22 protein-coding genes and 1 tRNA gene are annotated in these 22,311 nt (G+C 64.3%); 13 read left to right on the top strand and 10 right to left on the bottom strand.

Translation table 11 applies throughout. From position 1 onward, the window contains the following. Positions 1-2: 2 nt before the first annotated feature. From CHB88_RS09995 to CHB88_RS09985, 3 genes are read left to right on the top strand one after another with little or no spacing between them, the layout of a single operon-like run. On the top strand, positions 3-785 hold the full coding sequence (locus CHB88_RS09995) for a lytic transglycosylase domain-containing protein (protein ID WP_089399188.1): 783 nt from the start codon (positions 3-5) through the stop codon (positions 783-785). 25 nt (positions 786-810) lie between these two features. Then, the gene (parC, locus tag CHB88_RS09990) at positions 811-3,126 is read left to right on the top strand and encodes a DNA topoisomerase IV subunit A (protein WP_089399187.1); all 2,316 of its coding nucleotides are present in this window, start codon (positions 811-813) and stop codon (positions 3,124-3,126) included. Continuing rightward, positions 3,123-4,229: an MBL fold metallo-hydrolase gene (locus CHB88_RS09985; protein WP_089399186.1), complete on the top strand. Its 1,107-nt coding sequence runs from the start codon at positions 3,123-3,125 to the stop codon at positions 4,227-4,229. Before parC ends, CHB88_RS09985 begins: the two co-directional genes overlap by 4 nt. Here CHB88_RS09985 and CHB88_RS09980 read toward each other — a convergent pair. Then, positions 4,226-4,525, bottom strand: a complete 300-nt coding sequence (locus CHB88_RS09980) for a DUF1272 domain-containing protein (RefSeq protein WP_089399185.1) — start codon at positions 4,523-4,525, stop codon at positions 4,226-4,228. The genes CHB88_RS09985 and CHB88_RS09980 overlap by 4 nt on opposite strands. A gap of 23 nt (positions 4,526-4,548) precedes the next feature. Next, positions 4,549-5,973, bottom strand: a complete 1,425-nt coding sequence (locus CHB88_RS09975) for an aminotransferase-like domain-containing protein (protein ID WP_089399184.1) — start codon at positions 5,971-5,973, stop codon at positions 4,549-4,551. 176 nt (positions 5,974-6,149) lie between these two features. Here CHB88_RS09975 and CHB88_RS09970 point away from each other — a divergent pair, with 176 nt between their 5' ends. Next, a complete protein-coding gene (locus CHB88_RS09970) occupies positions 6,150-6,524 on the top strand; it encodes a DUF2917 domain-containing protein (RefSeq protein ID WP_176442407.1) in 375 nt (124 codons plus the stop codon). Between the two features lie 88 nt (positions 6,525-6,612). Here CHB88_RS09970 and CHB88_RS09965 read toward each other — a convergent pair whose 3' ends face one another. Beyond that, positions 6,613-7,806, bottom strand: coding sequence for an aminotransferase-like domain-containing protein (locus CHB88_RS09965; RefSeq protein ID WP_089399182.1), 1,194 nt, complete (start codon positions 7,804-7,806; stop codon positions 6,613-6,615). Between the two features lie 11 nt (positions 7,807-7,817). Next, the gene (locus CHB88_RS09960) at positions 7,818-8,276 is read right to left on the bottom strand and encodes a RidA family protein (RefSeq protein WP_089399181.1); all 459 of its coding nucleotides are present in this window, start codon (positions 8,274-8,276) and stop codon (positions 7,818-7,820) included. 257 nt (positions 8,277-8,533) lie between these two features. Between CHB88_RS09960 and htpG the strand changes: the two genes are divergently transcribed. From htpG to arsB, 4 genes are all read left to right on the top strand, one after another. Then, positions 8,534-10,447 (top strand): molecular chaperone HtpG, encoded by a 1,914-nt coding sequence (gene htpG / locus CHB88_RS09955; protein ID WP_089399363.1) that lies wholly within the window; start codon positions 8,534-8,536, stop codon positions 10,445-10,447. A 231-nt stretch (positions 10,448-10,678) separates the two neighbouring features. Then, entirely contained in the window at positions 10,679-11,026 is a 348-nt protein-coding gene (locus CHB88_RS09950; RefSeq protein ID WP_089399180.1) for an ArsR/SmtB family transcription factor, read from the top strand. Positions 11,027-11,051: 25 nt separating this feature from the next. Continuing rightward, positions 11,052-11,561 (top strand): arsenate reductase ArsC, encoded by a 510-nt coding sequence (locus CHB88_RS09945; RefSeq protein WP_089399179.1) that lies wholly within the window; start codon positions 11,052-11,054, stop codon positions 11,559-11,561. A 10-nt stretch (positions 11,562-11,571) separates the two neighbouring features. Then, positions 11,572-12,645, top strand: a complete 1,074-nt coding sequence (gene arsB, locus CHB88_RS09940) for an ACR3 family arsenite efflux transporter (RefSeq protein ID WP_089399178.1) — start codon at positions 11,572-11,574, stop codon at positions 12,643-12,645. 33 nt (positions 12,646-12,678) lie between these two features. Here the strand turns inward: arsB and CHB88_RS09935 are convergent, their stop codons facing one another. Beyond that, a complete protein-coding gene (locus tag CHB88_RS09935) occupies positions 12,679-13,119 on the bottom strand; it encodes an Mpo1 family 2-hydroxy fatty acid dioxygenase (protein WP_089399177.1) in 441 nt (146 codons plus the stop codon). Positions 13,120-13,202: 83 nt separating this feature from the next. After that, positions 13,203-13,952, bottom strand: coding sequence for an SDR family oxidoreductase (locus CHB88_RS09930; RefSeq protein WP_089399176.1), 750 nt, complete (start codon positions 13,950-13,952; stop codon positions 13,203-13,205). 92 nt (positions 13,953-14,044) lie between these two features. Between CHB88_RS09930 and CHB88_RS09925 the strand changes: the two genes are divergently transcribed. The 4 genes from CHB88_RS09925 (at position 14,045) to CHB88_RS09910 (ending at position 17,555) form a co-directional block, all read left to right on the top strand. Further along, positions 14,045-14,569 carry a DNA-deoxyinosine glycosylase gene (locus tag CHB88_RS09925; RefSeq protein ID WP_089399175.1) on the top strand — a complete coding sequence of 175 codons (525 nt, stop codon included), beginning with the start codon at positions 14,045-14,047 and terminating at the stop codon, positions 14,567-14,569. An 88-nt stretch (positions 14,570-14,657) separates the two neighbouring features. After that, positions 14,658-15,500 carry a spermine/spermidine synthase domain-containing protein gene (locus CHB88_RS09920; RefSeq protein ID WP_089399362.1) on the top strand — a complete coding sequence of 281 codons (843 nt, stop codon included), beginning with the start codon at positions 14,658-14,660 and terminating at the stop codon, positions 15,498-15,500. 115 nt (positions 15,501-15,615) lie between these two features. Next, positions 15,616-17,397 (top strand): type IV pilus assembly ATPase TfpB, encoded by a 1,782-nt coding sequence (tfpB, locus tag CHB88_RS09915; protein WP_089399174.1) that lies wholly within the window; start codon positions 15,616-15,618, stop codon positions 17,395-17,397. 82 nt (positions 17,398-17,479) lie between these two features. Beyond that, a tRNA-Lys gene (locus CHB88_RS09910) sits at positions 17,480-17,555 on the top strand. 165 nt (positions 17,556-17,720) lie between these two features. Here the strand turns inward: CHB88_RS09910 and CHB88_RS09905 are convergent. Next, positions 17,721-19,328: a catalase gene (locus CHB88_RS09905; protein WP_089399173.1), complete on the bottom strand. Its 1,608-nt coding sequence runs from the start codon at positions 19,326-19,328 to the stop codon at positions 17,721-17,723. 187 nt (positions 19,329-19,515) lie between these two features. Here CHB88_RS09905 and CHB88_RS09900 point away from each other — a divergent pair, with 187 nt between their 5' ends. Then, positions 19,516-19,746 (top strand): hypothetical protein, encoded by a 231-nt coding sequence (locus CHB88_RS09900; RefSeq protein WP_089399172.1) that lies wholly within the window; start codon positions 19,516-19,518, stop codon positions 19,744-19,746. A gap of 89 nt (positions 19,747-19,835) precedes the next feature. Here the strand turns inward: CHB88_RS09900 and CHB88_RS09895 are convergent, their stop codons facing one another. From CHB88_RS09895 to CHB88_RS09885, 3 genes are all read right to left on the bottom strand, one after another. After that, the gene (locus tag CHB88_RS09895; protein WP_089399171.1) at positions 19,836-21,008 is read right to left on the bottom strand and encodes a porin; all 1,173 of its coding nucleotides are present in this window, start codon (positions 21,006-21,008) and stop codon (positions 19,836-19,838) included. Positions 21,009-21,278: 270 nt separating this feature from the next. Next, positions 21,279-21,965: a maleylacetoacetate isomerase gene (gene maiA / locus CHB88_RS09890; protein WP_245844882.1), complete on the bottom strand. Its 687-nt coding sequence runs from the start codon at positions 21,963-21,965 to the stop codon at positions 21,279-21,281. Between the two features lies 1 nt (position 21,966). Beyond that, positions 21,967-22,311, bottom strand: a 345-nt coding sequence (locus CHB88_RS09885) for an ATP-binding cassette domain-containing protein (protein ID WP_143131208.1), incomplete at its 5' end; no start/stop codon positions are given.

Here is a 22,311-nt window from a genome sequence, read left to right as displayed (position 1 = left end):
CCATGCGGCTGTCCTTCCTGTTCGCCGGGTTGGCGCTGACTGTCAGCATGGGCATGGGCATGCAATGCGCCCATGCCGATGTCTACGGCTATCTGGACGCGGACGGCGTCGCCCATTTCTCGACCGAGAAGCTGGATGAGCGCTATCAGCTCTTCATGCAGGGCGACGGCCCGTTCGACTCGCGCAGCGCCCGTCCGGCGCAGCGGGAGAGTGAACCGCCGGCCAGCCCGCTGGCGGGCTACCTGGCGGGCCATCCCAATCTGAAGAAGGTCCTGCCGCTGGTGGAGCAGGCAGCCCGGGAGTTCGCGCTGGAGCCGGCACTGATCAAGGCGGTGATGGCGGCGGAGTCGGCGTTCAATCCGGGCGCGGTGTCGCCCAAGGGCGCAATCGGCCTGATGCAGATCATGCCGGCCACTGCCGAGCGCTACGGCCTGGCTGGCGACCGTCGCCAGTCGCTGGAACAGAAGCTGGCCGACCCGAAGACCAATATCCGGCTCGGCGCACGCTACCTGCGCGACCTGCAGAAGCTGTTCCCGCAGCGGCCGGACCTGGTGCTGGCCGCCTACAACGCCGGCGAGGGCGCGGTGCAGAAACACCGCAACCGCATTCCGCCCTATGCGGAAACCCGCAACTACGTGCAGCTGGTGACCCAGTTCTTCCGCCTGTACCAGCCCGAGGCGCAGCGCCTGATGGTGGCCGCCAACGATGCGCCCGCCCTGGCCCCTGCCAGGATACACATGACCATACCGGCGCGGCGCAACATGCCCGCGCCGGTTCTCGAATGATTTGCCTGAACGAGCCGCAATCACGATGACTGAACAAGCTACCCTCTTCGACAACATGCCGTCGGGCGACGGCGAATCGCTGACGCTGGCCACCTTCGCCGAGCGCGCCTATCTCGACTATGCCATCTCGGTGGTCAAGGGCCGCGCCCTGCCCGACGTCTGCGACGGCCAGAAGCCGGTGCAGCGCCGCATCCTGTACGCCATGCATGACCTCGGGCTGGGACCGACCGCCAAGCCGCGCAAGTCCGCCGCCGTGGTCGGCGACGTACTCGGCAAGCTGCATCCGCACGGCGACCAGTCGGTCTACGATGCGCTGGTGCGCATGGCCCAGGATTTCTCGCTGCGCTACCCGCTGATCGACGGCCAGGGCAACTTCGGCTCCCGCGACGGCGACGGCGCGGCGGCGATGCGCTATACCGAAGCGCGCCTCACGCCGATTTCCCGCCTGCTGCTCGACGAGATCGACATGGGCACGGTGGATTTCCAGCCGAACTACGACGGCTCCACCCAGGAACCCAAGCTGCTGCCGGGCCGCCTGCCCTTCGTGCTGCTCAACGGCGCCTCCGGCATCGCCGTCGGCCTCGCCACCGAGATCCCGTCGCACAACCTGACCGAGGTGGCGAAGGCGGCAGTGGCGCTGATCCGCAATCCCAAGCTGTCGCATGCGGAGATGATGGAATTCATCCCCGGCCCGGACTTCCCGGGCGGCGGCCAGATCATCACCCCATCCTCCGCCATCGCCGAGATGTACGCCACCGGCCGCGGCTCGGTGAAGGTGCGTGCCCGCTGGAAGATCGAAGACCTCGCACGTGGCCAGTGGCAGGCGGTGGTCACCGAACTGCCGCCGGGCACCTCGTCGCAGAAGGTGCTGGAAGAGATCGAGGAGCTGACCAATCCCAAGGTCAGGCTCGGCAAGAAATCCTTGTCGCCGGAGCAGCTTGCGCTGAAGCAGACGGTGTTGTCGGTGCTGGACACGGTGCGCGACGAATCCGGCAAGGATGCGCCGGTGCGCCTGGTGTTCGAGCCGAAGTCCAAGAACCTGGACCAGACGGAGTTCATGAACATCCTGCTGGCCAATACCTCGCTCGAGAACGGCGCACCGATCAACCTGGTGATGATCGGCCGCGACGGCCGGCCGCGCCAGAAGGGCGTGCTGGACGTGCTGCGCGAGTGGATCGATTTCCGCTTCGTCACCGTCACCCGCCGCACTCAGTTCCGCCTGCAGAAGGTGGACGACCGCATCCACATCCTGGAAGGCCGGGAAGCAGTGCTGCTCAACATCGACAAGGTGATCCGCATCATCCGCGAATCGGACGAGCCGAAGCCGGCACTGATCAAGGCCTTCCGCCTGTCAGACCGCCAGGCCGAGGACATCCTGGAAATCCGGCTGCGCCAGTTGGCCCGGCTGGAAGCGATCAAGATCCAGCAGGAACTGGACGAGCTGCGCAAGGAAAAGACCACGCTCCAGGACCTGCTCGACAACCCGGCGTCGATGAAGCGGCTGGTGATCAAGGAAATCGAGGGCGATGCCAAGCAGTTCGGCGATGCCCGCCGCACCCTGATCAAGGAAGCCGAGCGGGCCGTCATGGAGCAGAAGGTGATCGACGAGCCGGTGACGGTGATCGTGTCGCAGAAGGGCTGGGTGCGCGCCCGCGGCGGCCATGGCCTGGATGCGGCGCAGTTCACCTTCAAGGCCGGCGACGGCCTCTACCGCGCCTTCGAATGCCGCACGGTGGACAACCTGCTCGCGGTCGGCTCCAACGGCCGGGTGTATTCGGTGCCGGTGACCGCCCTGCCCGGCGGCCGCGGCGACGGCGTGCCCATCACCACCTTGGTGGACCTGGCCAGCGGCACCCGCCTGCTGCACTACTTCGTCGGCACCGCCGACACGACGCTGCTGCTGGCCACTACCGGCGGCTTCGGCTTCATGGCCAAGGCCGGCGACCTGGTCAGCCGCAACAAGTCGGGCAAGTCCTTCATCACCGTCGATGAAGGCGATGAGCCGCTGGCCCCGGCGGTGGTGTTCGACGGCGCCAGCGCCCTCGCCTGCCTCTCGGCCCAGGGCCGGGTGCTGGTATTTGGCCTGGACGAAGTCAAGCTGCAGTCCGGCGGCGGACGCGGCGTGATCCTGATGGAGCTGGAAAAGAACGAGAAGCTGCTCGCCGCGCAGCCGATCGACCAGCGCGGCGTGCTGGTGTCCGGCACCGGCCGCGGCGGCAAGCCGCAGGTGCTGAAGCTGTCGGCGTCCGAACTGCAATCGCATTTCGGCAAGCGGGCGCGCAAGGGCAAGGCGCTGGAATCGCGCCTGAAGGCCAGCGTCCTGACGCCGGTCGGCAAATGAGGCGACTCGCCGGCGCGGTCCGCCTGGGCCGCGCCTTCCTGAAACGCCACCGCCTGGCCTGCCTGGCGGCGGCGGTCGCGCTGGCCGGCTTCGGCTGCGCCACCCGCAATCCCTACTTCGATCCGGCCAAGCCGCACCACACCGAAACAGGTTTCCGCAACAACTACATGCAGGGGCCCATCGGCGGTTCCTTCCTCACGTGGCAATGGGAGCGGCTGACCGAAGGCTTGCCGAAGCCGCCCGCAAACGGCTACCGCTTCCCGCTCGACAAGCCGGACATCGCGTGGCTCAAGGCCAACCGCAGCGAAACCACGCTGACCTGGATCGGTCATGCCAGCACCCTGCTGCAGCTCAATGGCGTGAACGTGCTCACCGATCCCATCTTCTCCGAGCGCGCCTCGCCTTTCTCCTTCCTCGGCCCGCAGCGCAAGGTGCCGCCGGGGTTGCAGCTGGAGGAATTGCCGCGCATCGACGTGGTGGTGATCTCCCACAACCACTACGACCATCTCGACCTCGACAGCGTGCGCGCCCTCAATGCCCAGGCCGGCGGACCGCCGCTATTTCTGGTGCCGCTCGGGTTGAAGCCGTGGCTGGCGGAGCAAGGCATCACCCATGCCCGCGAACTGGACTGGTGGGACAAGACGAACGCCGGCGGCATCGATGTCACCATGGCGCCGGTCCAGCATTGGTCGGCGCGCGGCCTGACCGACCGCTTCAAGACGCTGTGGGGCGGATGGATCTTCAACACGGCGGCCGGCGCGGCCAAACCCTTCTCCGTCTTCTTCGCCGGCGACACCGGCTACTCACGGGACTTCGCCGACATCGGCAAGAAATTCAAGGGCTTCGACCTGGCGCTGCTGCCGGTCGGCGCCTATGAGCCGCGCTGGTTCATGCACAACCAGCACGTCAATCCCGAGGAGGCCGTCAAGATTCACCGCGACATCCAGGCCCGGCAATCCATCGGCATCCACTGGGGCACCTTCGAACTGACCGACGAGCCGCTGGACGAGCCGCCCAAGGTGCTGGCGCAGGAAGTGCTGAAGGCCAAGCTGCCACCGGAGCAGTTCCGGGTGCTGCGGCATGGGGAGATGGTGAAGTTCTAGCGCTCGGCAGGCGGAATGCCGGCGTAGCGCTGCAAGTAGGCGGCATGCTTCTCGCGCCGTTCTCCCTCCAGCGGCTTGAATACGCGCCGCGTCGACGGCGGGAAGGCGGTACGCTTCTCCGCCGGCCGGACCGGGCGGCGCACCAGTTCCCCGCCGCAGTTGGGACAGGTATTGCGCAGCACGCCCTCGGCGCAATCCAGGCAGAAGGTGCATTCGAAGCTGCAGATTCGTGCGTCGGACGATTCCGCCGGCAGATCGCGGTCGCAGCATTCGCAGTTCGGGCGCAGTTCCAGCATGGTTTTTTCTCCTCCGAGTCGATTCATGCGGCCGCCTCGTGCACCAGCCGCCCCAGCCGCTTCACGGCATTGTCGATTTCGCCGCTCCAGGCATTGCCGCAATTCAGGCGCAGGTAGTTCCGGTAGCGGCCCGAGGCCGAGAACAGCTGGCCCGGCATCATCGCAATCCCTTGCGCCAGCGCCATGCCATGCAGCGCCAGCGCATCCACCTGGGGCGGCAGCGCGATCCACAGCACGAAGCCGCCCTTGGGCTGGGAAATGGAGCACTCCGCCGGGAAGGCGGCGGATACCGCGTCCGACATCTGGGCGATGCGCTGCGCCAGCGCGCGCCGCATGCGCCGCACCTGGGCATCGTAATGCCGGCTGCCGACGTAGTCGCCGAGGACTGCCTGGAAGAAATGGTTGGTGCTGCCGGTGGTCACCGTCTTCAGGAAGGCGATCTGCTGCACGTACTTGCCGGCCACCACGTAGCCGACCCGCACCGCCGGGCTGATCACCTTGGAAAAGGAAGAGCACAGCAGCACGTTGCCGCTGGTGTCGTAGGCCTTCACCGGCCAGGGCCGCTCGGCGGTGAAGCACAGGTCGCCGTAGATGTCGTCCTCGATCAGCGGAATGTCGTGCTTGGCCACCAGCGCCGCCAGCCGCTTTTTGTTCAGCTCCGGCATGATGGTGCCGAGCGGGTTGTTGCAGTTCGGGATCAGCAGGCATGCCTGCACCAGGCCCTGGTTCAGCGCCAGCTCCAGCGCATCCACCGAGATGCCGGTCTCGGGATCGGTCGGAATTTCCAGCGCCTTCATGCCAAGGCTTTCGATCAGTTGCAGCAGCACGAAGTAAGTCGCCGACTCCAGCGCGATGGTGTCGCCCGGCTTGGCGACCGCCCGCAGGCTGATGCTGATCGCCTCGGTGCAGGAATTCATGACCACGATCTCGGCCGGATCCAGCGTGCCCCAGTCCACCGCGCGGCGTATCACCTGGCGCACGAAGCCGGGCTCGTTGTGCGCGGTGCAGCGCTCCCGCGCCAGCAGCGACGGATCGCTGCGCACCACGCTCGCCACCGTCTTCTGGATGCGCTGAATCGGCAGCAGTTCATCCGGCGGCCAGGCGGAGCCGAGCTGCACGATGCCCGGACCTTCGTTGTCGCGCATCACCTGCATCAGCAGATTGGTGATGCCGACGAAGGCCGGCGCCGGCAGGCTGCCGTCCGAAATGCCGCCCGGCAGGGATTTCGGCCGGTGCCGGACGTAGAAGCCGGCCTGGGGCCGGGCATCGATCAGGCCGCGGTCTTCCAGCAGGCGCAAAGCCTGCATCACGGTGCTGATCGACAGCCGCTTCTGCTGCGCCAGGCGGCGGATCGACGGCAGGCGGTCGCCGGGTGCGAACACCCGGCCGGCGATCAGCCCGCCGAGTTCGTCGGCGAGATGCTCGTAGAGGTTGAGTTGGCTGGACATATGAGGGCCTGATCAGTATCCAAGGATTCTGCAGCAGCGCACGACGCTTGCAGAGATACAGTTGGCTGCGTTTTCGACCAGTACAGTTTATGCCAGACCGCACTGTAATGGTCACAATTCTCGGATGCTGCGCCTGTTGCGCCCCGCCGCCGCCGGCTATGCTTTTCCCATCGCCATTGATCGAACGGAAGGAGAAAGCGATGGAAGCCCGCCTGCATGCCGGCCTCGCCGGCCGCCTGGAACTGCTGCTGCAGGAGAACCAGCCCTTGGCGCTGCGGCGTGCCCGCCACCGCCGCGTGGGCTGCGTCTCGGGACGGCTATTGATCACCGCTTTCGGCGAGCCGGCCGACATCGAGCTTCACCCAGGCCAATCCTATGTCGTACCCAACCATGGCCTCACCCTGGTGGAGGGCGTGGGCCGCGCGGTGATGCGGCTGGAGCGTGCGCAGCCATCGTCCTCGGCCGCTTTGCCGGGGGCAACGGCTGCCCGGCTGGCGCGCCTGCTGCGCCCGTTCCTGCGCCGCGCGCTACGGGCGGAAGCACGCGGCTGAATCAACCCCAGCATCCGTCGGCCGACAGGCCAAAAGAAAAGGCAGCGCCGCGCAAGCGGGCTGCCTTTTTCGATGGATGGCGCGGCGATTAAAGCTTGGACGCGATCAGCTTGCCAAGCGTCGCCACGCCCTGGCGGATCTTCTCCGGCGGCACGGTGACGAAGGACAGGCGCAGGGTGTTGTGCGCCGGCTCGTTGGCGTAGAACGGTGCGCCGGGAACGAAGGCGACGTTCTGCTGTACCGCTTCCTTCAGCAGCTCCATGCTGTCGATGTGCTTCGGCAGGGTCACCCAGATGAACATGCCGCCCGCCGGCCGGGTCCAGGTGGCGGACTTGGGGAAGAATTCCTGCAGCGCGTCGAGCATCACCTGGCACTGGTCGGCGTAGAGCTTGCGGATGGTCGGCACGTGCTCATCGAGGAAACCGTCCTTCACCACCTCGTGCACCACCATCTGGGTCAGCTGGGCGGTATGCAGGTCGGCCGCCTGCTTGGCCTGCTCCAGCTTGGCGATCAGGGCCACCGGCGCCACCACGTAGCCGAGGCGGATGCCGGGCGTCAGCACCTTGGAGAAGGAGCCCATGTAGATCACGCCATGCGGATTCATGTTCAGCATCTTCGGCAGCGGCTCGCCGCGGTAGCTGAGGTCGCCGTAGGGATTGTCCTCGATCAGCGGCAGGCCGAGCCGGGCGCAGGTTTCCACCAGCGCGATGCGGCGCTCCAGCGGCATGGTGCGGCCGGTCGGGTTCTGGAAATTGGGCAGCGAGTACAGCAGGCGGGCGCCGTCGGCCACGCCTTCCAGCGCTTCCGGCAGCATGCCGCCGTCATCCGACGCGACCGAAACGAAATTCGGACGGTAGACCGAGAAGGCCTGCAGCGCACCGAGATAGCTCGGGGTTTCCACCAGCACCTTGCTGCCTTCGTCGATCAGCACCTTGGCGATCAGATCCAGGCCCTGCTGGGAGCCGGACAGCATCAGCACCTGTTCCGGCAGGATCGTCGAATCGCTGGTCGAAAGCGAGCCGGCGATCCATTCGCGCAGCGGCGCGTAGCCATCGCTCGGGCCGTACTGCAGCGCCACCTTGCCGACGCGCGACAGCACGGCGTCGTGGGCGGCGCGCATGCGCTCCACCGGGAAGGTTTCCGGCGACGGCAGGCCGCCGGCGAAGGAGATGATGTCCGGGTTGACGGTGACCTTCAGGATGTCGCGGATGACGGAGCTCTGCAGCTGCTGTGCGCGCTGCGAGAAATGCCACTGGATGGGGGCGGGATTTTCTAGTTTCATCAATATCTTCTTCAGGCGATTTCAGCGATCAGCTCGATTTCCACGCAGGCGCCGAGCGGAATCTGGGCGACGCCGAACGCGGAGCGGGCATGCTTGCCCTGCTCGCCGAACACTTCGCCCAGCAGGTCGGAGGCGCCATTGGTCACCAGGTGCTGCTCGGTGAAGTCCGGGGTGGAGTTCACCAGGCTCATCACCTTGACGATGCGGCGCACGCGGTTCAGGTCGCCGCCGCAGGCTGCCTGCAGCGTGGCGATCAGGTCGATCGCCACCGCCCGCGCCGCCTGCTTGCCCTCCTCGGTGCCCAGGTTCTTGCCGAGCTGCCCGACCCAGGGCTTGCCGTCCTTCTTGGCGATATGGCCCGAAAGGAAAACGGTATTGCCGGTCTGGGCGTACATCACATAGCTGGCGGCCGGCGCCGCGACGGCGGGCAGTTCGATGTTCAGGGCTTTGAGTTTTTCGTAGAAGGACATGCAAGACTCCGGAAGCGGTTTGGCGACGCGAATGCGCGCGGAGGCGGAAAGCCTCGATTTTACCTTGATCCCTGTCATGCATGGCGCACTCGCTGGCGGCGCGGCATCCCGGCGCGCCGGAAAATGTTTCCCGGCTTCACCTGTCATCCCTTGAAAAGGCAAACGGCGTCCCCATCTGTGCGAACATTGCCATTCCTGCCATGGGAATGGCGCGCAACCCTTTCAAGCACACGAACCTGCAACCGATCGAGGAAAAAATGGCAGCATCCGAAAAGCAAACGATGGGATTCCAGGCAGAGGTCGAGCAACTTCTGCAGCTGATGATTCACTCCTTGTACTCCAACAAGGAAATTTTCCTGCGCGAGCTGATCTCCAACGCCTCAGACGCCGCCGACAAGCTGCGTTTCGAAGCCATCAACAATGCCGAGCTGTACGAGAACGACGGCGAGCTGCGCATCCGCGTCACCTTCGACAAGGCCGCGCACACCATCACCATCTCCGACAACGGCATCGGCATGAGCCGCGACGAAGCCATCCAGCATCTCGGCACCATTGCCAAGTCCGGCACCAAGGAATTCTTTTCGAAGCTGTCCGGCGACCAGCAGAAAGATGCCGCCCTGATCGGCCAGTTCGGCGTGGGCTTCTACTCCGCCTTCATCGTCGCCGACCGCATCACGGTCGAAACCCGCCGTGCCGGACTGCCGGCGGCCGAAGGCGTGCGCTGGGAATCCGGCGGCGAGGGCGACTTCAGCGTCGAGACCATCGACAAGCCGAGCCGCGGCACCGACATCGTCCTGCACCTGCGCGAGGGCGAGGACGAATTCCTGTCGAGCTGGCGCCTGAAGTCCATTGTGCGCAAGTACTCCGACCACATCTCCCTGCCGATCCAGATGCACAAGGAGGAGTGGGACGAGGAGAAGAAGGAAACCGTCATCCGCGACGAGTTCGAGACCGTCAACCAGGCCAGCGCGCTCTGGAGCCGCAGCAAGTCCGACATCACGCCGGAGCAGTACGAGGAGTTCTACAAGCACGTCGCCCACGATTACGAGGCGCCGCTGGCCTATACCCACAACCGGGTCGAAGGCCGCAGCGAGTACACCCAGCTGCTCTACGTCCCGGCGCGGGCGCCGTTCGACCTCTGGGACCGCAACAAGCGCGGCGGCATCAAGCTCTACGTCAAGCGCGTGTTCATCATGGACGATGCCGAGCAGCTGATGCCGGTCTACCTGCGCTTCGTCAAGGGCGTGATCGACTCCGCCGACCTGCCGCTGAACGTATCGCGCGAAATCCTGCAGGAATCGCGCGACGTGAAAGCCATCCGCGAAGGCTCCACCAAGCGCGTGCTCGGCCTGCTGGAAGAGCTGGCCAACAGCGACGACCAGGCGCAGAAGGACAAGTACGCCACCTTCTGGACGGAGTTCGGCCAGGTGCTGAAGGAAGGCATCGGCGAAGACGCGGCCAACAAGGAGCGCATCGCCAAGCTGCTGCGCTTCGCTTCCACCCAGAACGACAGCGATGCCCAGACCGTCTCCTTCGACGACTACATCGGCCGCATGAAGGAGGGCCAGGACAAGATCTATTACGTCACCGCCGATTCCTATGTCGCCGCCAAGAACAGCCCGCACCTCGAGATCTTCCGCAAGAAGGGCGTGGAAGTGCTGCTGCTGACCGACCGGGTCGACGAATGGATGCTGTCCTTCCTGCACGAGGTGGAAGGCAAGGAACTGGTATCGGTGGCCAAGGGCGACCTCGACCTCGGCAAGCTGGAGGACGAAGCCGAGAAGAAGCAGCATGAGGAGACCGAGGCCGAGTACAAGGACCTGGTCGAGAAGATGAAGGCCAGCCTAGCGGACAAGGCCAAGGACGTGCGCGTCACCTTCCGCCTGACCGATTCGCCGGCCTGCCTGGTGGCCGACGAGCATGAGCTGTCCGGCAACCTGGTGCGCATGCTGAAGGCGGCCGGCCAGAAGGCGCCCGACAGCAAGCCCATCCTCGAGATCAATCCGAATCATGCACTGGTCCAGCGCCTGAAGTACGAGGAGGCGAAGTTCGGCGACTGGTCGCACATCCTGTTCGATCAGGCGATGCTGGCCGAAGGCGGCTCCCTGGAAGACCCGGCCGGGTTCGTCAAGCGGCTGAACGACATGCTGCTGGGCATGGCGGTGCGCTGACCGACGCCCGCTGGTTGGATCGATCAAGCAAAACGCCCCGCAAACGGGGCGTTTTTCATTGCAGGATGCACTTATCCCATATTTCAACCCCGGCCGCGGAATGCCGCCCTGCAGAACGATGCCGGCAATTTCATTCGGGGGCGCCGACCGTCGAGGCGGCGCAATTATTTCGACAATTATCGAAAGTTTCGATTAAACTCGAATTATTCAGCGCTTGAACCGTTTCCTTCCATGGACTTCCCGTCAGCCGTACACGCCCTCGGTGCCCTCGCCAACGAACACCGCCTCACCGTCTTCCGCCTGCTGGTCCAGACCGGCCCGCAGGGCCTGACCGCCGGCGCCCTCTCCAGCGAGCTGCAGATTCCGGCCTCGTCGCTTTCCTTCCACCTGAAGGACATGCTCAACGCCGGCCTGCTGCAGGCGCGCCACGAAGGCCGCCAGATCATCTATTCGGCCCGCTTCGAGACGATGAATCAACTCATCGCCTTCCTCACGGAGAACTGCTGCGGCGGCAATCCCTGCCTGCCGGCGGCAACCGTTTCCGCCTGTTCCGCCAGCCCGGACGGAACCTGCCCCTGATCCGCCCTTCAGCAAGGCCCTTACCATGACCGACGAGACCTGCAACATCCTTTTCCTCTGCACCGCCAACTCCGCCCGCAGCATCATGGCCGAGGCCCTGGCCACCACGATGAGCCAGGGGCGGTTCAAGGGCTTCAGCGCCGGCAGCAAGCCGGGCGGCAAGGTCAATCCCTTCGCCATCGAACAAGTGAGAAAAACCGGCTATCCCGTCGATGACCTTCGCAGCAAGAGCTGGGAGGAGTTCGCGGCGCCCGGCGCGCCGCGAATGGATCTCATCATCACCGTCTGCGACAACGCCGCCGGCGAGGCTTGCCCGGTCTGGCCGGGCCATCCGGTGACGGCACACTGGGGCTTCGAAGATCCCGCCGCCGTGCAGGGCACCAACGACGTGAAGCGCGACGCCTTCGAACGCATCTTCCGGCAGATCGGGGCGCGCATGAACGTTCTGGTGAGCCTGCCGCTGCACGCGCTGGACAGGCAGGCCCTACAGCAGGAAATCCGCAAGATCGGCGCGATGCCGGTCGACCAGCAATGAACTTCGCGCCATGACCACCTCCCACACCACCGCCGTCGCCGGCGGCGCCAAGCCGGCGATAGGCTTCTTCGAACGCTACCTGACCATCTGGGTGGCGCTGTGCATCGTCGCCGGCATCCTGCTTGGCCGCGCCTTCCCCGCCCTGTTCCAGGGGATCGCCGGGCTGGAAGTGGCGAAGGTCAATCTGCCGGTGGGCGTGCTGATCTGGGTGATGATCATTCCGATGCTCATCAAGATCGACTTCGGCGCGCTGTCCCAGGTAAAGGGCCACTGGCGCGGCATCGGCGTCACCCTGGCGGTGAACTGGCTGGTGAAGCCGTTTTCGATGGCGCTGCTGGGCTGGCTTTTCATCCGGCAGGTGTTCGCCGCCTGGCTGCCGCCGGACCAGATCGACAGCTACATCGCCGGTCTGATCCTGCTGGCGGCGGCGCCCTGCACCGCGATGGTGTTCGTCTGGAGCCAGCTCTGCAAGGGCGACCCGTATTTCACCCTGTCTCAGGTGGCGCTCAACGACGCCATCATGATCGTCGCCTTCGCGCCGCTGGTGGCGCTGCTGCTCGGGCTGGCGTCCATCACCGTTCCCTGGGATACGCTCGTCATCTCGGTGGGCCTGTACATCATCGTGCCGGTGATCATCGCCCAGCTCATCCGTACCGCCCTGCTGGCCAAGGGGCCGGCCCACCTGGAGCGCGCCGTAAGTCGGCTCGGGCCGTTCTCGATCTCGGCCCTGCTGCTGACCCTGGTGCTGCTGTTCGCCTTCCAGGGCACGGCTATTACCGAGCAGCCGCTGGTCATCGCCATCCTGGCAGTGCCGATCCTGATCCAGGTGTTCTTCAACTCCGGGCTGGCCTATCTGCTCAACCGCCGCCTGGGCGTGGCGCACTGCGTCGCCGGCCCCTCGGCCCTGATCGGCGCGTCCAACTTCTTCGAGCTGGCGGTCGCCACCGCCATCAGCCTGTTCGGCTTCCAGTCCGGCGCTGCGCTCGCCACGGTGGTTGGCGTGCTGATCGAAGTGCCGGTGATGCTGTTCGTCGTCGCCGTGGTCAACCGATCCCGCCACTGGTACGAGACGACTCCAGGCTGATCGCCCGCATGTTCTTTCCGTGTGAAAGCCTGGTCAGAAATGCATGCCGAGACGGCGATAAAGCAGGCCGAGCACGAACAGCGGACCAATCAGCAGGAAGCGCAGGTCGTCGAAGAAGGAGGGCTTCCTGCCTTCGATCTTGTGGCCGATGAACTGGCCGATCCAGGCCAGCACGAAGACCGCCAGCGAAATCATGACCATCTGTTCCTGCGGCAGAAAGGCCAGCAGCCACAGCATGGCGCAGGTCATGAGCAGCATGCCGATGGCGAAGGCTGGGGACAGCATCAGGTAGTAGAACATGGCCCCGGCCACCACCGCGCCGGCGACATAGGGATGGACGGCCCACAGCAGTCCGAGCAGCGAGAATACGATGGCCGGGATGCAGATGCAGTGGATGGCTTCATTGACCGGGTTGCGGTGGCTCTCCGCGTACTTGTCGAGCAGGGCATCGATCTGGCGGGCGGCATGGTCCATGACTGTCTCCTTGTTTTGATGTTGTGAATTCATTGTAGTCAATCCTCCCGGCAATGCACGCCTTGCAGCGAAAACGTTGCGTTTCATCTGCCGCCGGCAACGTCGATGATGGCGCCGGTGGTGTAGGACGCCGCCTCCGACAGCAGCCAGAGGATGGCGGTCGCCACCTCTTCAGGCTGGCCGCCGCGCTTCATTGGTACCGTGTCCTTCACCCTGTCCACCCTGCCCGGCTCGCCGCCGCTGGCATGGATCTCGGTATAGATCACGCCCGGCCTCACCGCATTCACCCGCACGCCCTCGGCCGCCACTTCCTTGGCCAGACCCACCGTCATGGCATCGATCGCCCCCTTGGATGCCGCATAGTCGATGTACTCATGCGGCGATCCGAGCCGCGCCGCCACCGAGGAGACATTCACGATCGCGCCGCCGCGGCCGCCGTGGCGGGCGGACATGCGCCGCACCGCCTCGCGGGCGCAGAGAAAGCTGCCGATGACATTCGTGGACAGTACGCGGCCGAGCCGACCGACGTCCATTTCGTCCAGCCGCATCTGCCGCTCCAGGATGCCGGCGTTGTTCACCAGGGCGGTTACCCGGCCGTACGCATCATCCACGGCGCGGAACAGCGCCAGCACATCGGCCTCCTCGGCGACATCGCCCGGCAGCGCCATCGCCCTGCCGCCGCCGGCTTCGATCTCCGCCACCAGCGCCTGCGCCGCCTCTCGATTGCGCCGATAATTGATGCAGACCGCATAGCCGGCGGCAGCGGCCAGGCGCGCCGTCGCCGCGCCGATGCCGCGGCTGCCGCCGGTGATGATCATGACCTTTTCCTGCATGCTGTCTCCTCCCATGCTGATGGATTTTGTGCGATGAATTTTTGCAGCCGGCCGAAGTCTAGAATCTACCCGGACCGCTCACTGCAGAATATATGCCCCGCCCGTCTTCCGCTACCCATGCCGCCAACAAGGCTTCGACGCCGCTCAAGACCGGTTTCCCGGCCGTCATCAGCGATCGCACCCGCATCCTCGTGCTCGGCAGTTTCCCTGGCGAGGCCTCGCTCAAGGCGGCGCAGTATTACGCCCATCCGCGCAATCAGTTCTGGCGCCTGCTGTCGGCGGTACTGGAAGAAGACATCGCCGCCCTGCCCTACGAGCAGCGCCTGCTGCGGCTGGATGTGCATGGCATCGGCCTGTGGGATGTAATCGACGTCTGTGCCCGCGAGGGCAGCCTCGACACCGCCATCCGCCAGGCGCAGCCAAATGATTTTTCCATCCTGAAGGCGCAATGCCCGCGGCTGTTTCGCGTCTGCTTCAACGGCAAGACGTCCGGCAAGTTCGAACCCCAGTTCCAGGCAGCCGGCTTCGACACCCTGGTGCTGCCCTCTTCCTCGCCGGCGAACATGCAGCTTTCCTTCGAGCAGAAACTGGAGATATGGCGCGGCATCATTAGGTAGAATGACGGCCTTCCGGCGCACCGCCCGCCCGTCCGGCTCGGCGCGCTTGCCATTTTTTCAGGCCGCGGCAAGGCGGCAGAACCATCCCATGCTCATCAAGCGCAAGTCCATCGAAGCCGAAGGCAATCTGAAGGCCGGCCCGGCCAAAGCCCGCAAGACCGCGACCAAAAGCGCGGACAAGCCCGCCGCCAAGGCAGCCGCGCCGCGCAAGCCGAAATTCGCCCCCGTCACCCTGTCGGAGCAGGATGGCGTGCGCTACCTGCATTTCGGCACCGAGTGGGTGCAGGGCGCGATGCGCATCCGCAAGCCGGATGCCATCGAACTCGAATACGCGCAGCAGATGATGAGCTGGATGTTGTTCATCGACCAACCGCGCCACGTTGCCCAGCTCGGCCTCGGTACCGGCGCGCTCACCAAGTTCTGTCATCGCCAGTTTCCGCAGGCCCGGGTGACGGCGGTGGAATTGAACCCGGCGGTGGTCGCGATCTGCCGTTCCATGTTCAAGCTGCCGCCGGAGGACGACCGGCTATCGGTGCTGGAGATGGATGCGATGGATTTCGTGATGGACGAAGCGCGGCATGGCACGCTGGATGCGCTGCAAGTGGACCTGTACGATGCCACCGCCCGCGGCCCGGTGCTGGACACGCCCGAGTTCTATGCCGCCTGCGCCGCCTGCCTCGCCGAGGGCGGCATCATGACGGTCAATCTGTTCGGCGATCATCCGAGCTATGCGAAGAACCTGAAGGCGATGCGCTTCGCCTTCCCGCAGGTGATCGCGCTGCCGGAGGTCCACGACGGGAACGTGGTCGCCATCGCCTTCAAGAACCGCACTGAACTCGACTTCGGCCAGCTGTACGAACGCGCCGCCGCCATCACGGCAGCCACCAAGTTGCCGGCGAAGTCCTGGGTCAACGGCATGAAGGGCGGCTGATCCGGCGCTGCAGGTGAAAGGCGCCATGACCAAGGTCAGGGCCGGGCGGCAAAGTCCCTGTGATAGCATCAACCGACACATTCCAGACGCATCCATCCGGTCGACACTTATCCCCATGAACAAGGCAGCTCCCAAGACACTCGACCTGCAGCAGGTCTTCGGCTGGCTGGTCGGCGACGGCATCCTGCCCCAGGCGGAAGCCCGCGCCGCTTATCAAAAGGCGCAATCCATTCTCAAGAACGGCGGCAGCGGCATGCATCCGCTGACCGCGGTGGCGCAGTCCAAGCTGCACTCCGCCCTGCCCCCGCACAAGCTGCTCACGCTGGACTGGCTGTCGGAATGGATGGCGTCCAAGGTCAAGCTGCCCTTCTTCCGCATCGATCCCCTGAAGGTCGATTTCGCCAAGGTGGCCGACGTGATGTCGGCCAGCTACGCCGCCCGTTTCAACATCCTGCCGATCGAGATGAACGCCGCCGAGCTGGTGGTAGCCACCGCCGAGCCCTTCATCAGCGAATGGGAAGCGGAGATCGCCAAGGTCACGCGGCGCAAGCTCAAGCTGGTGATCGCCAATCCGCTCGACATCGCCCAGTACACCGCGCAATTCTTCGCGCTGGCGAAATCGATCAAGGATGCCAACAAGGCCAACGGCCAGGAACTCGCGCTGCGCAACAACTTCGAGCAGCTGGTCGAGCTCGGCAAGAACAACAAGCAGGTCGACGCCAACGACCAGCACATCATCAACATCGTCGACTGGCTGTGGCAGTACGCCTTCGACCAGCGCGCGTCGGACATTCATCTCGAGCCGAAGCGCGACATGGGCGCGATCCGCTTTCGCATCGACGGCATCCTACACCAGGTTTACCAGGTGCCGATCGTGGTGATGATGGCGATGACGGCCCGGATCAAGCTGCTCGGGCGCATGGACGTGATCGAGAAGCGCCGGCCGCAGGATGGACGCATCAAGACCCGCACCAACGGCGGCCAGGAAATCGAGCTGCGCCTGTCAACGCTGCCCACCGCATTCGGCGAAAAGCTGGTGATGCGCATCTTCGATCCGGAAGTGGTGGTGAAGACGCTGCCGGAGCTGGGCTTTCCGCCCGTTGAAGCAAAGCGCTGGGACGAACTCACCAGCCGGCCGCACGGCATCATCCTCGTCACCGGCCCGACCGGCTCCGGCAAGACCACCACGCTCTACACCACGCTGAAGGCGCTGGCGACCTCGCAGGTGAACGTCTGCACGGTGGAAGACCCGATCGAGATGGTGGAAGCGTCGTTCAACCAGATGCAGGTGCAGCACGGCATCGATCTCTCCTTTGCCGACGGCGTGCGGGCGCTGATGCGGCAAGACCCGGACATCATCATGGTGGGCGAGATTCGCGACCTCGAAACAGCCGAGATGGCGATACAGGCGGCGCTCACCGGCCACCTGGTGCTCTCCACCCTGCACACCAACGATGCGCCGTCGGCGGTGATGCGCTTGCTGGAACTGGGCGTGCCGCATTACCTGCTGGAAGCGACCCTGGCCGGCATCATGGCGCAGCGCCTGGTGCGCACCCTGTGTCCGAGCTGCAAGGCGCCCGGCGCGGAGCTCTCCGATGACACTTGGCAGAGCCTTGCGGAAGGCGGCGACATCGAGAAGCCCAAGGTGGCGTACCGCGCGGTTGGCTGCCCGGAATGCAGACAGACCGGCTATCGAGGCCGAACCGGGTTGTATGAATTGCTGACCGTCACGCAGCCGTTTTCGCAGCTGATGAAAAAAGAGGCAGACCTGCATGCGCTGCGCCGGCAAGCGATGGGCGACGGCATGACGCCGCTGCGGCAGGCGGGCGCGCTGAAGATCGCCCAGGGCGTTACCACCGCCGACGAAGTCTTGAAGGCAACCTCGGCGATCAACTGAAGATGGCACGGCTGAAACCGTGCATTTCTGGCCAAAACCGCTAGCGATCTCAAATTTGTTCCGCTATAATTCGGGCCTCGTTGGGTCGTTAGCTCAGCTGGTAGAGCAGCGGACTTTTAATCCGTTGGTCGCAGGTTCGAATCCCGCACGGCCTACCAACGAATACAGGGATCCAGGCGCAAGCCTGGGTCCCTTTCGTTTTTGGGCGTCCGGTTTTCCTCCATCCCCTGCCCGCTTCCATCACGCATTTTCCGACGGTCACATCAGCCGATAAAAAAGCCCGGCGGTCCCGGGCTTTGGCAGTTGCGCATGCACTGAGCTCATCACTTCGCGCCTGCAGTCTCCTGGGACGGAGCCTTTTCCTCCGCTTTGCCGCTGGTATAGGTCGACTGCGGCCGGCGCTGGTGCGGCGCGGGCTTGCCCGGCAGCGGCGGCAGCGCCTTCGCCTTCTCCAGATCGATGCCGGCGGCCTGGGCCACGCGGCGGCCATAGTCTTCGTCGCAGTGCCAGAAGTGCCAGACCATGCGCAGCTGGATCTGCTCCGGGCACTGCTTCAGGTCGCCGCCGATGTTGGCGATCAGGTCTTCCCGCTCCCAATCCTCGAAGGTGCGATAGCGCTCGCCGGCCTGCTTGTAGTCGTCGGCGGTGCGGGTCGTTTGGTAGCGGCCGAGATGGCCTTCCACCCACTGGTGATAATCCTTCTGCGGCTTGGGCGCTTCCTGCAGTCCGCGGCCGAGCAGGCTCGGCTCGTAGTTCACATGCTTGTTGCCGGCGTCCTGGTCGACGTACATCGCCATCTGCCCGTCGCGCTGGTTGGTGTGTGCACGCGCAGCCTCATGCGGCGCGTTGATCGGCAGTTGAAGGTAGTTGGGGCCGACGCGGTAGCGCTGGGTATCGGAATAGGACAGCGTCCGGCCCTGCAGCATCTTGTCGTCGGAGAAGTCAATGCCATCCACCAGCACGCCGGTGCCGAAGGCAGACTGCTCGACCTCGGCGAAGAAGTTGTCCGGATTGCGGTTGAGGACGATCCTGCCCACCTTGAGCAGCGGGAACTTGTCTTCCGGCCAGCGCTTGGTATCGTCGAGCGGATCGAAGTCAAGTTCGGGATGGTCGTCATCGCTCATGATCTGCACGCACATGTCCCACTCGGGATAATCGCCGCGCTCGATCGCGTCATACAGATCGGCCGTGGCATGGCCGACGTCCTTCATCTGGATTTCCGCTGCCCGCTGCGACGTCAGGTTGCGTACGCCCTGCTTCGGCTGGAAATGGAACTTGCACAAATGCGCCACGCCCTGGTCGTTCACCAGCTTGTAGGTGTTGACCCCGGAGCCCTCCATCTCGCGATAGTTGGCCGGAATGCCCCAAGGGCTTTTCACCCAGGTGACCATGTGCAGCGATTCCGGATGCATGGCAACGAAGTCGTAAAATCTCCAGGGTTCCTCGCGATTGGAAACGGGGTCTGGCTTGAAGGCGTGGATCATGTCTGGAAACTTGACCGCGTCACGGATGAAGAACACCTTCAGGTTGTTGCCGACCAGATCCCAGTTGCCGTCCACCGTCTTGAACTTAATGGCAAAGCCGCGCGGGTCGCGCTTGGTCTCGGGCGATTCCCTGCCGCCGATCACGGTGGAGAAGCGCAGAAAGATGGGGGTCTGCACACCGATCTGGTTGAAAACCTTGGCGCGGGTGTATTTGGCGGCCGGCTCGTCGCCGACCTTGCCGGTCGGTTCGAAGTAGCCGTGGGCGCCGGCGCCGCGCGCATGCACCACCCGCTCGGGAATGCGCTCGCGGTCGAAATGGGTGATCTTCTCGATGAACTGATAATTTTCCAGCGTTGCCGGCCCGCGCTCGCCCACCGTGCGCAGCGACTGGTTGTCGCTGATGGGATGTCCCTGGCGATTGGTGAGTATGGATTGCTTGTCGCTCATGACTTGCCTTTCGGTATGCTTGAAACATGTCCCGGGTTGAATGCGTCGCCGGGAAATGATCAGTCAGACAAGACGAGATTCATATCTATCCATTTTCATGCGTTGGGGTTGAATTTTTTGCCCGCGCAATGGCCTGATGTGCAGGAGTCTTGCTTCACACCACATTTTCGAAAAGGCATCGTATTTCATGGCTGACATCATCACCCACCGCGGCACACGCATCATTTCCCTCGACGAAGGCGAGCTTCAAGAAAAGCCATGGCGCGATGGCGACATCGTGATCGTCCAAAGGAAAGATGGCTGGTGGACCGAGTTCGCCGGGGCGGATGGCGAGCTGGAAGGCTATGACGCGCCCTTCCCGTCTCACAAGGAGGCGCTGTGGACGGCGAAGGCGGCGGCGGAGTTCGCCGGCGAATGAAAGCCGGCAACGGCAGAAAAAAATATCCGGCGCGAGGGCCGGATATTTTTTGACCAACAGGGCCCGAGGGCCCCGAGTGATGACGTGGATTAGAACGAGTGCTTCACGCCGGTCATGATGCCGGTCTGGGAAGCGCCAGCAGTTGCTGTGTTGCCGGAGCTGATGCTGATCGACTGGGTGCCCTGGTTGCGGATGTAACCAGCCAGCGCATAGACCGAAGTACGCTTGGACAGGTTGTAGGTGCCGCGCAGGATCAGGAAATTAGCGTCATTGCCGCTGTCCTTCACATCGTAGCGACCGAACTGGCCGTCGAGCACGAAGGCCGGGGTCAAGTCGTAGGCTGCGCCAAGGTAGTACATGTCGCTGCGCGGATTGCTGGTCGCAGTCGTGGCGAACGCGGTATTGGTGCGACGCAGAATGCCGGCGCCGACCTTGGCCGGGCCGAACTTGGCGTAGCCACCAACGTTGATGCGGGTGTCGGTCAGATCAGGGCTGGTGAAAGCGACGGTGTTCTGAGCAGCGATCGTGGACGGACCGAAAGGCGAAGTGCCGCCGGCACCGCCGTTGATGCGGTCGTAGCCGACAGCCGCACCCCAGTTGGCGGTGTCGTAGCGGACCATGGCGGACCACTGTTTGCAAGCACGGTAGTCACCGGCACGCTCGCCGGCGCAACCGGTTCCCGGAGGCGCGCCTGCGCCGGCCAGGACGGCATCGCGGCCGAGGCTATAGGTGGCGCCGACGGTCACGCCAGCAAACGTGCCTTTGTAGGCGATGGAGTTGTCGCTGCGGGCATTCGGCAGGTACGGATCGATGGAGCCGAGGGAATATTGCGCCGGGCCGATGACGTCGACATCAGCCATCGCACCGCCGAGCATGGTGTACTGACGGCCGAGAGTCAGCGCGCCCCAATTACCGGACAGGCCGACGAAAGCCTGGCGGCCGAACAGACGGCCACCCTGGTTCAGCACGCCGGAATCCGGACCGAAGCCGTTTTCCAGGGTGAAGATGGCTTTCAGGCCGGCGCCGAGGTCTTCGGTGCCGCGGAAACCGATGCGGGACGGGAACTGGCCGCCGGTCAGGGTCGGCATGCGCCACAGAGTACCGCCAGTGGTTGCGGCGGCAGCGCCAGTCGCGGCCTGGACGTTGGTGACGCGCTCGACACCGGTATCGAAAATACCGTAGATCTGCACCGAAGTCTGGGCTTGCGCCACGCCGGCGGCAGCAACGGCAGCAACAGCCGCCAGAGCATGAACCTTCTTCATTTTTCTTTCTCTCCTTTGAATGACGCTTGTGCGCCGATTATCGCCAAACGTTGCAGCTGCCTGGCTCACAACCACCGTCGCCAAATGACTACGATAGCAATCTCTCTCTGTGTCGTGCGTCCCGAAAACGCGAATGGGTTCATGCGGCGCTGGCGGGACAGGTGACCTAAGTCATCCCAAATTTCTCTTCCGGAATATTAAGTCCGTCCCATGTTCATGTATACGGTGAGCATGCTCATTATGTAGCATTTTTGCCACTCATCCGGAAAATTACTCCGAGTCGACCTGCTTGCCCGGATGCGCTTGCTGAAAGGCTGGCAACTTGTTGCACTCCGCATCGATGGCGGACAGGGTCGGATAGCGGCTCAGATCGACGCCGAAGCGGGCCGCATTGAACATCTGCGGCACCAGGCAGATGTCGGCCAGGGTCGGCGTATCGCCGAAGCAGAAGCGGCCGCGCTTAGGCGAACGGGCAAGTTCCGCCTCGATAGCTTCCAGGCCGAGGTTGATCCAGTGCCTGGTCCACTGGTTCTTTGCCTCTTCCGGCAGGCCGAGCGGGCCGGTGAGGTATTTCAGCACGCGCAGGTTGTTGATCGGGTGGATCTCGCAGGCGATGGCGAGCCCCAGCTGGCGCACGTAAGCGCGGTCCTCGATGGACTTCGGCAGCAGCGGCACCTCCGGATATTTCTCTTCCAGGTACTCCAGGATGGCGAGCGACTGGCTGATATGGAGACCACCGTCGCTCAGCACCGGCACCAGCGCCTGCGGATTGAGCGCCTTGAACGGATCCTGGAACTGCTCGCCGCCGTTGCGGTTCAGGTGCACCGCCGCATAGGTGTATGGCAGCCCCTTCAGGTTGAGGGCGATGCGCACGCGGTAGGAAGACGAACTGCGAAAATAATTGTGCAGGATGCGGTTGTCGTTGTTGCCGACACGATTGTTGCCGTTCTGTGCCAATTCACACTCCAAGATATTGATGAATGATGTCCGGCTGGCCGGCCAGCTCGGTCGAGCTGCCCTGCCACACCACCTTGCCCTTCTCCAGCACATAGTGCCGGTCGGCGAACTTCAGCAGCGCGCCAATGTTCTTGTCGATCACGATCTGCGACAGCCCTTCGCCCTTCAGCCGCGTCAGCGCTTCCCAGATCTCCTGCCGGATGATCGGCGCCAGCCCTTCGGTCGCCTCGTCCAGCACCAAGAGCTGCGGATTGGTCATTAATGCCCGCCCGATGGCCAGCATCTGCTGCTCCCCGCCCGACAGCTGCGCGCCCAGGTTGCTTCTTCTTTCCTTCAGCCGCGGAAA

Source organism: Noviherbaspirillum humi (assembly GCF_900188095.1).
Lineage (GTDB): Bacteria > Pseudomonadota > Gammaproteobacteria > Burkholderiales > Burkholderiaceae_D > Noviherbaspirillum > Noviherbaspirillum humi.
This window is presented reverse-complemented; position numbering and strand designations above follow the sequence as displayed.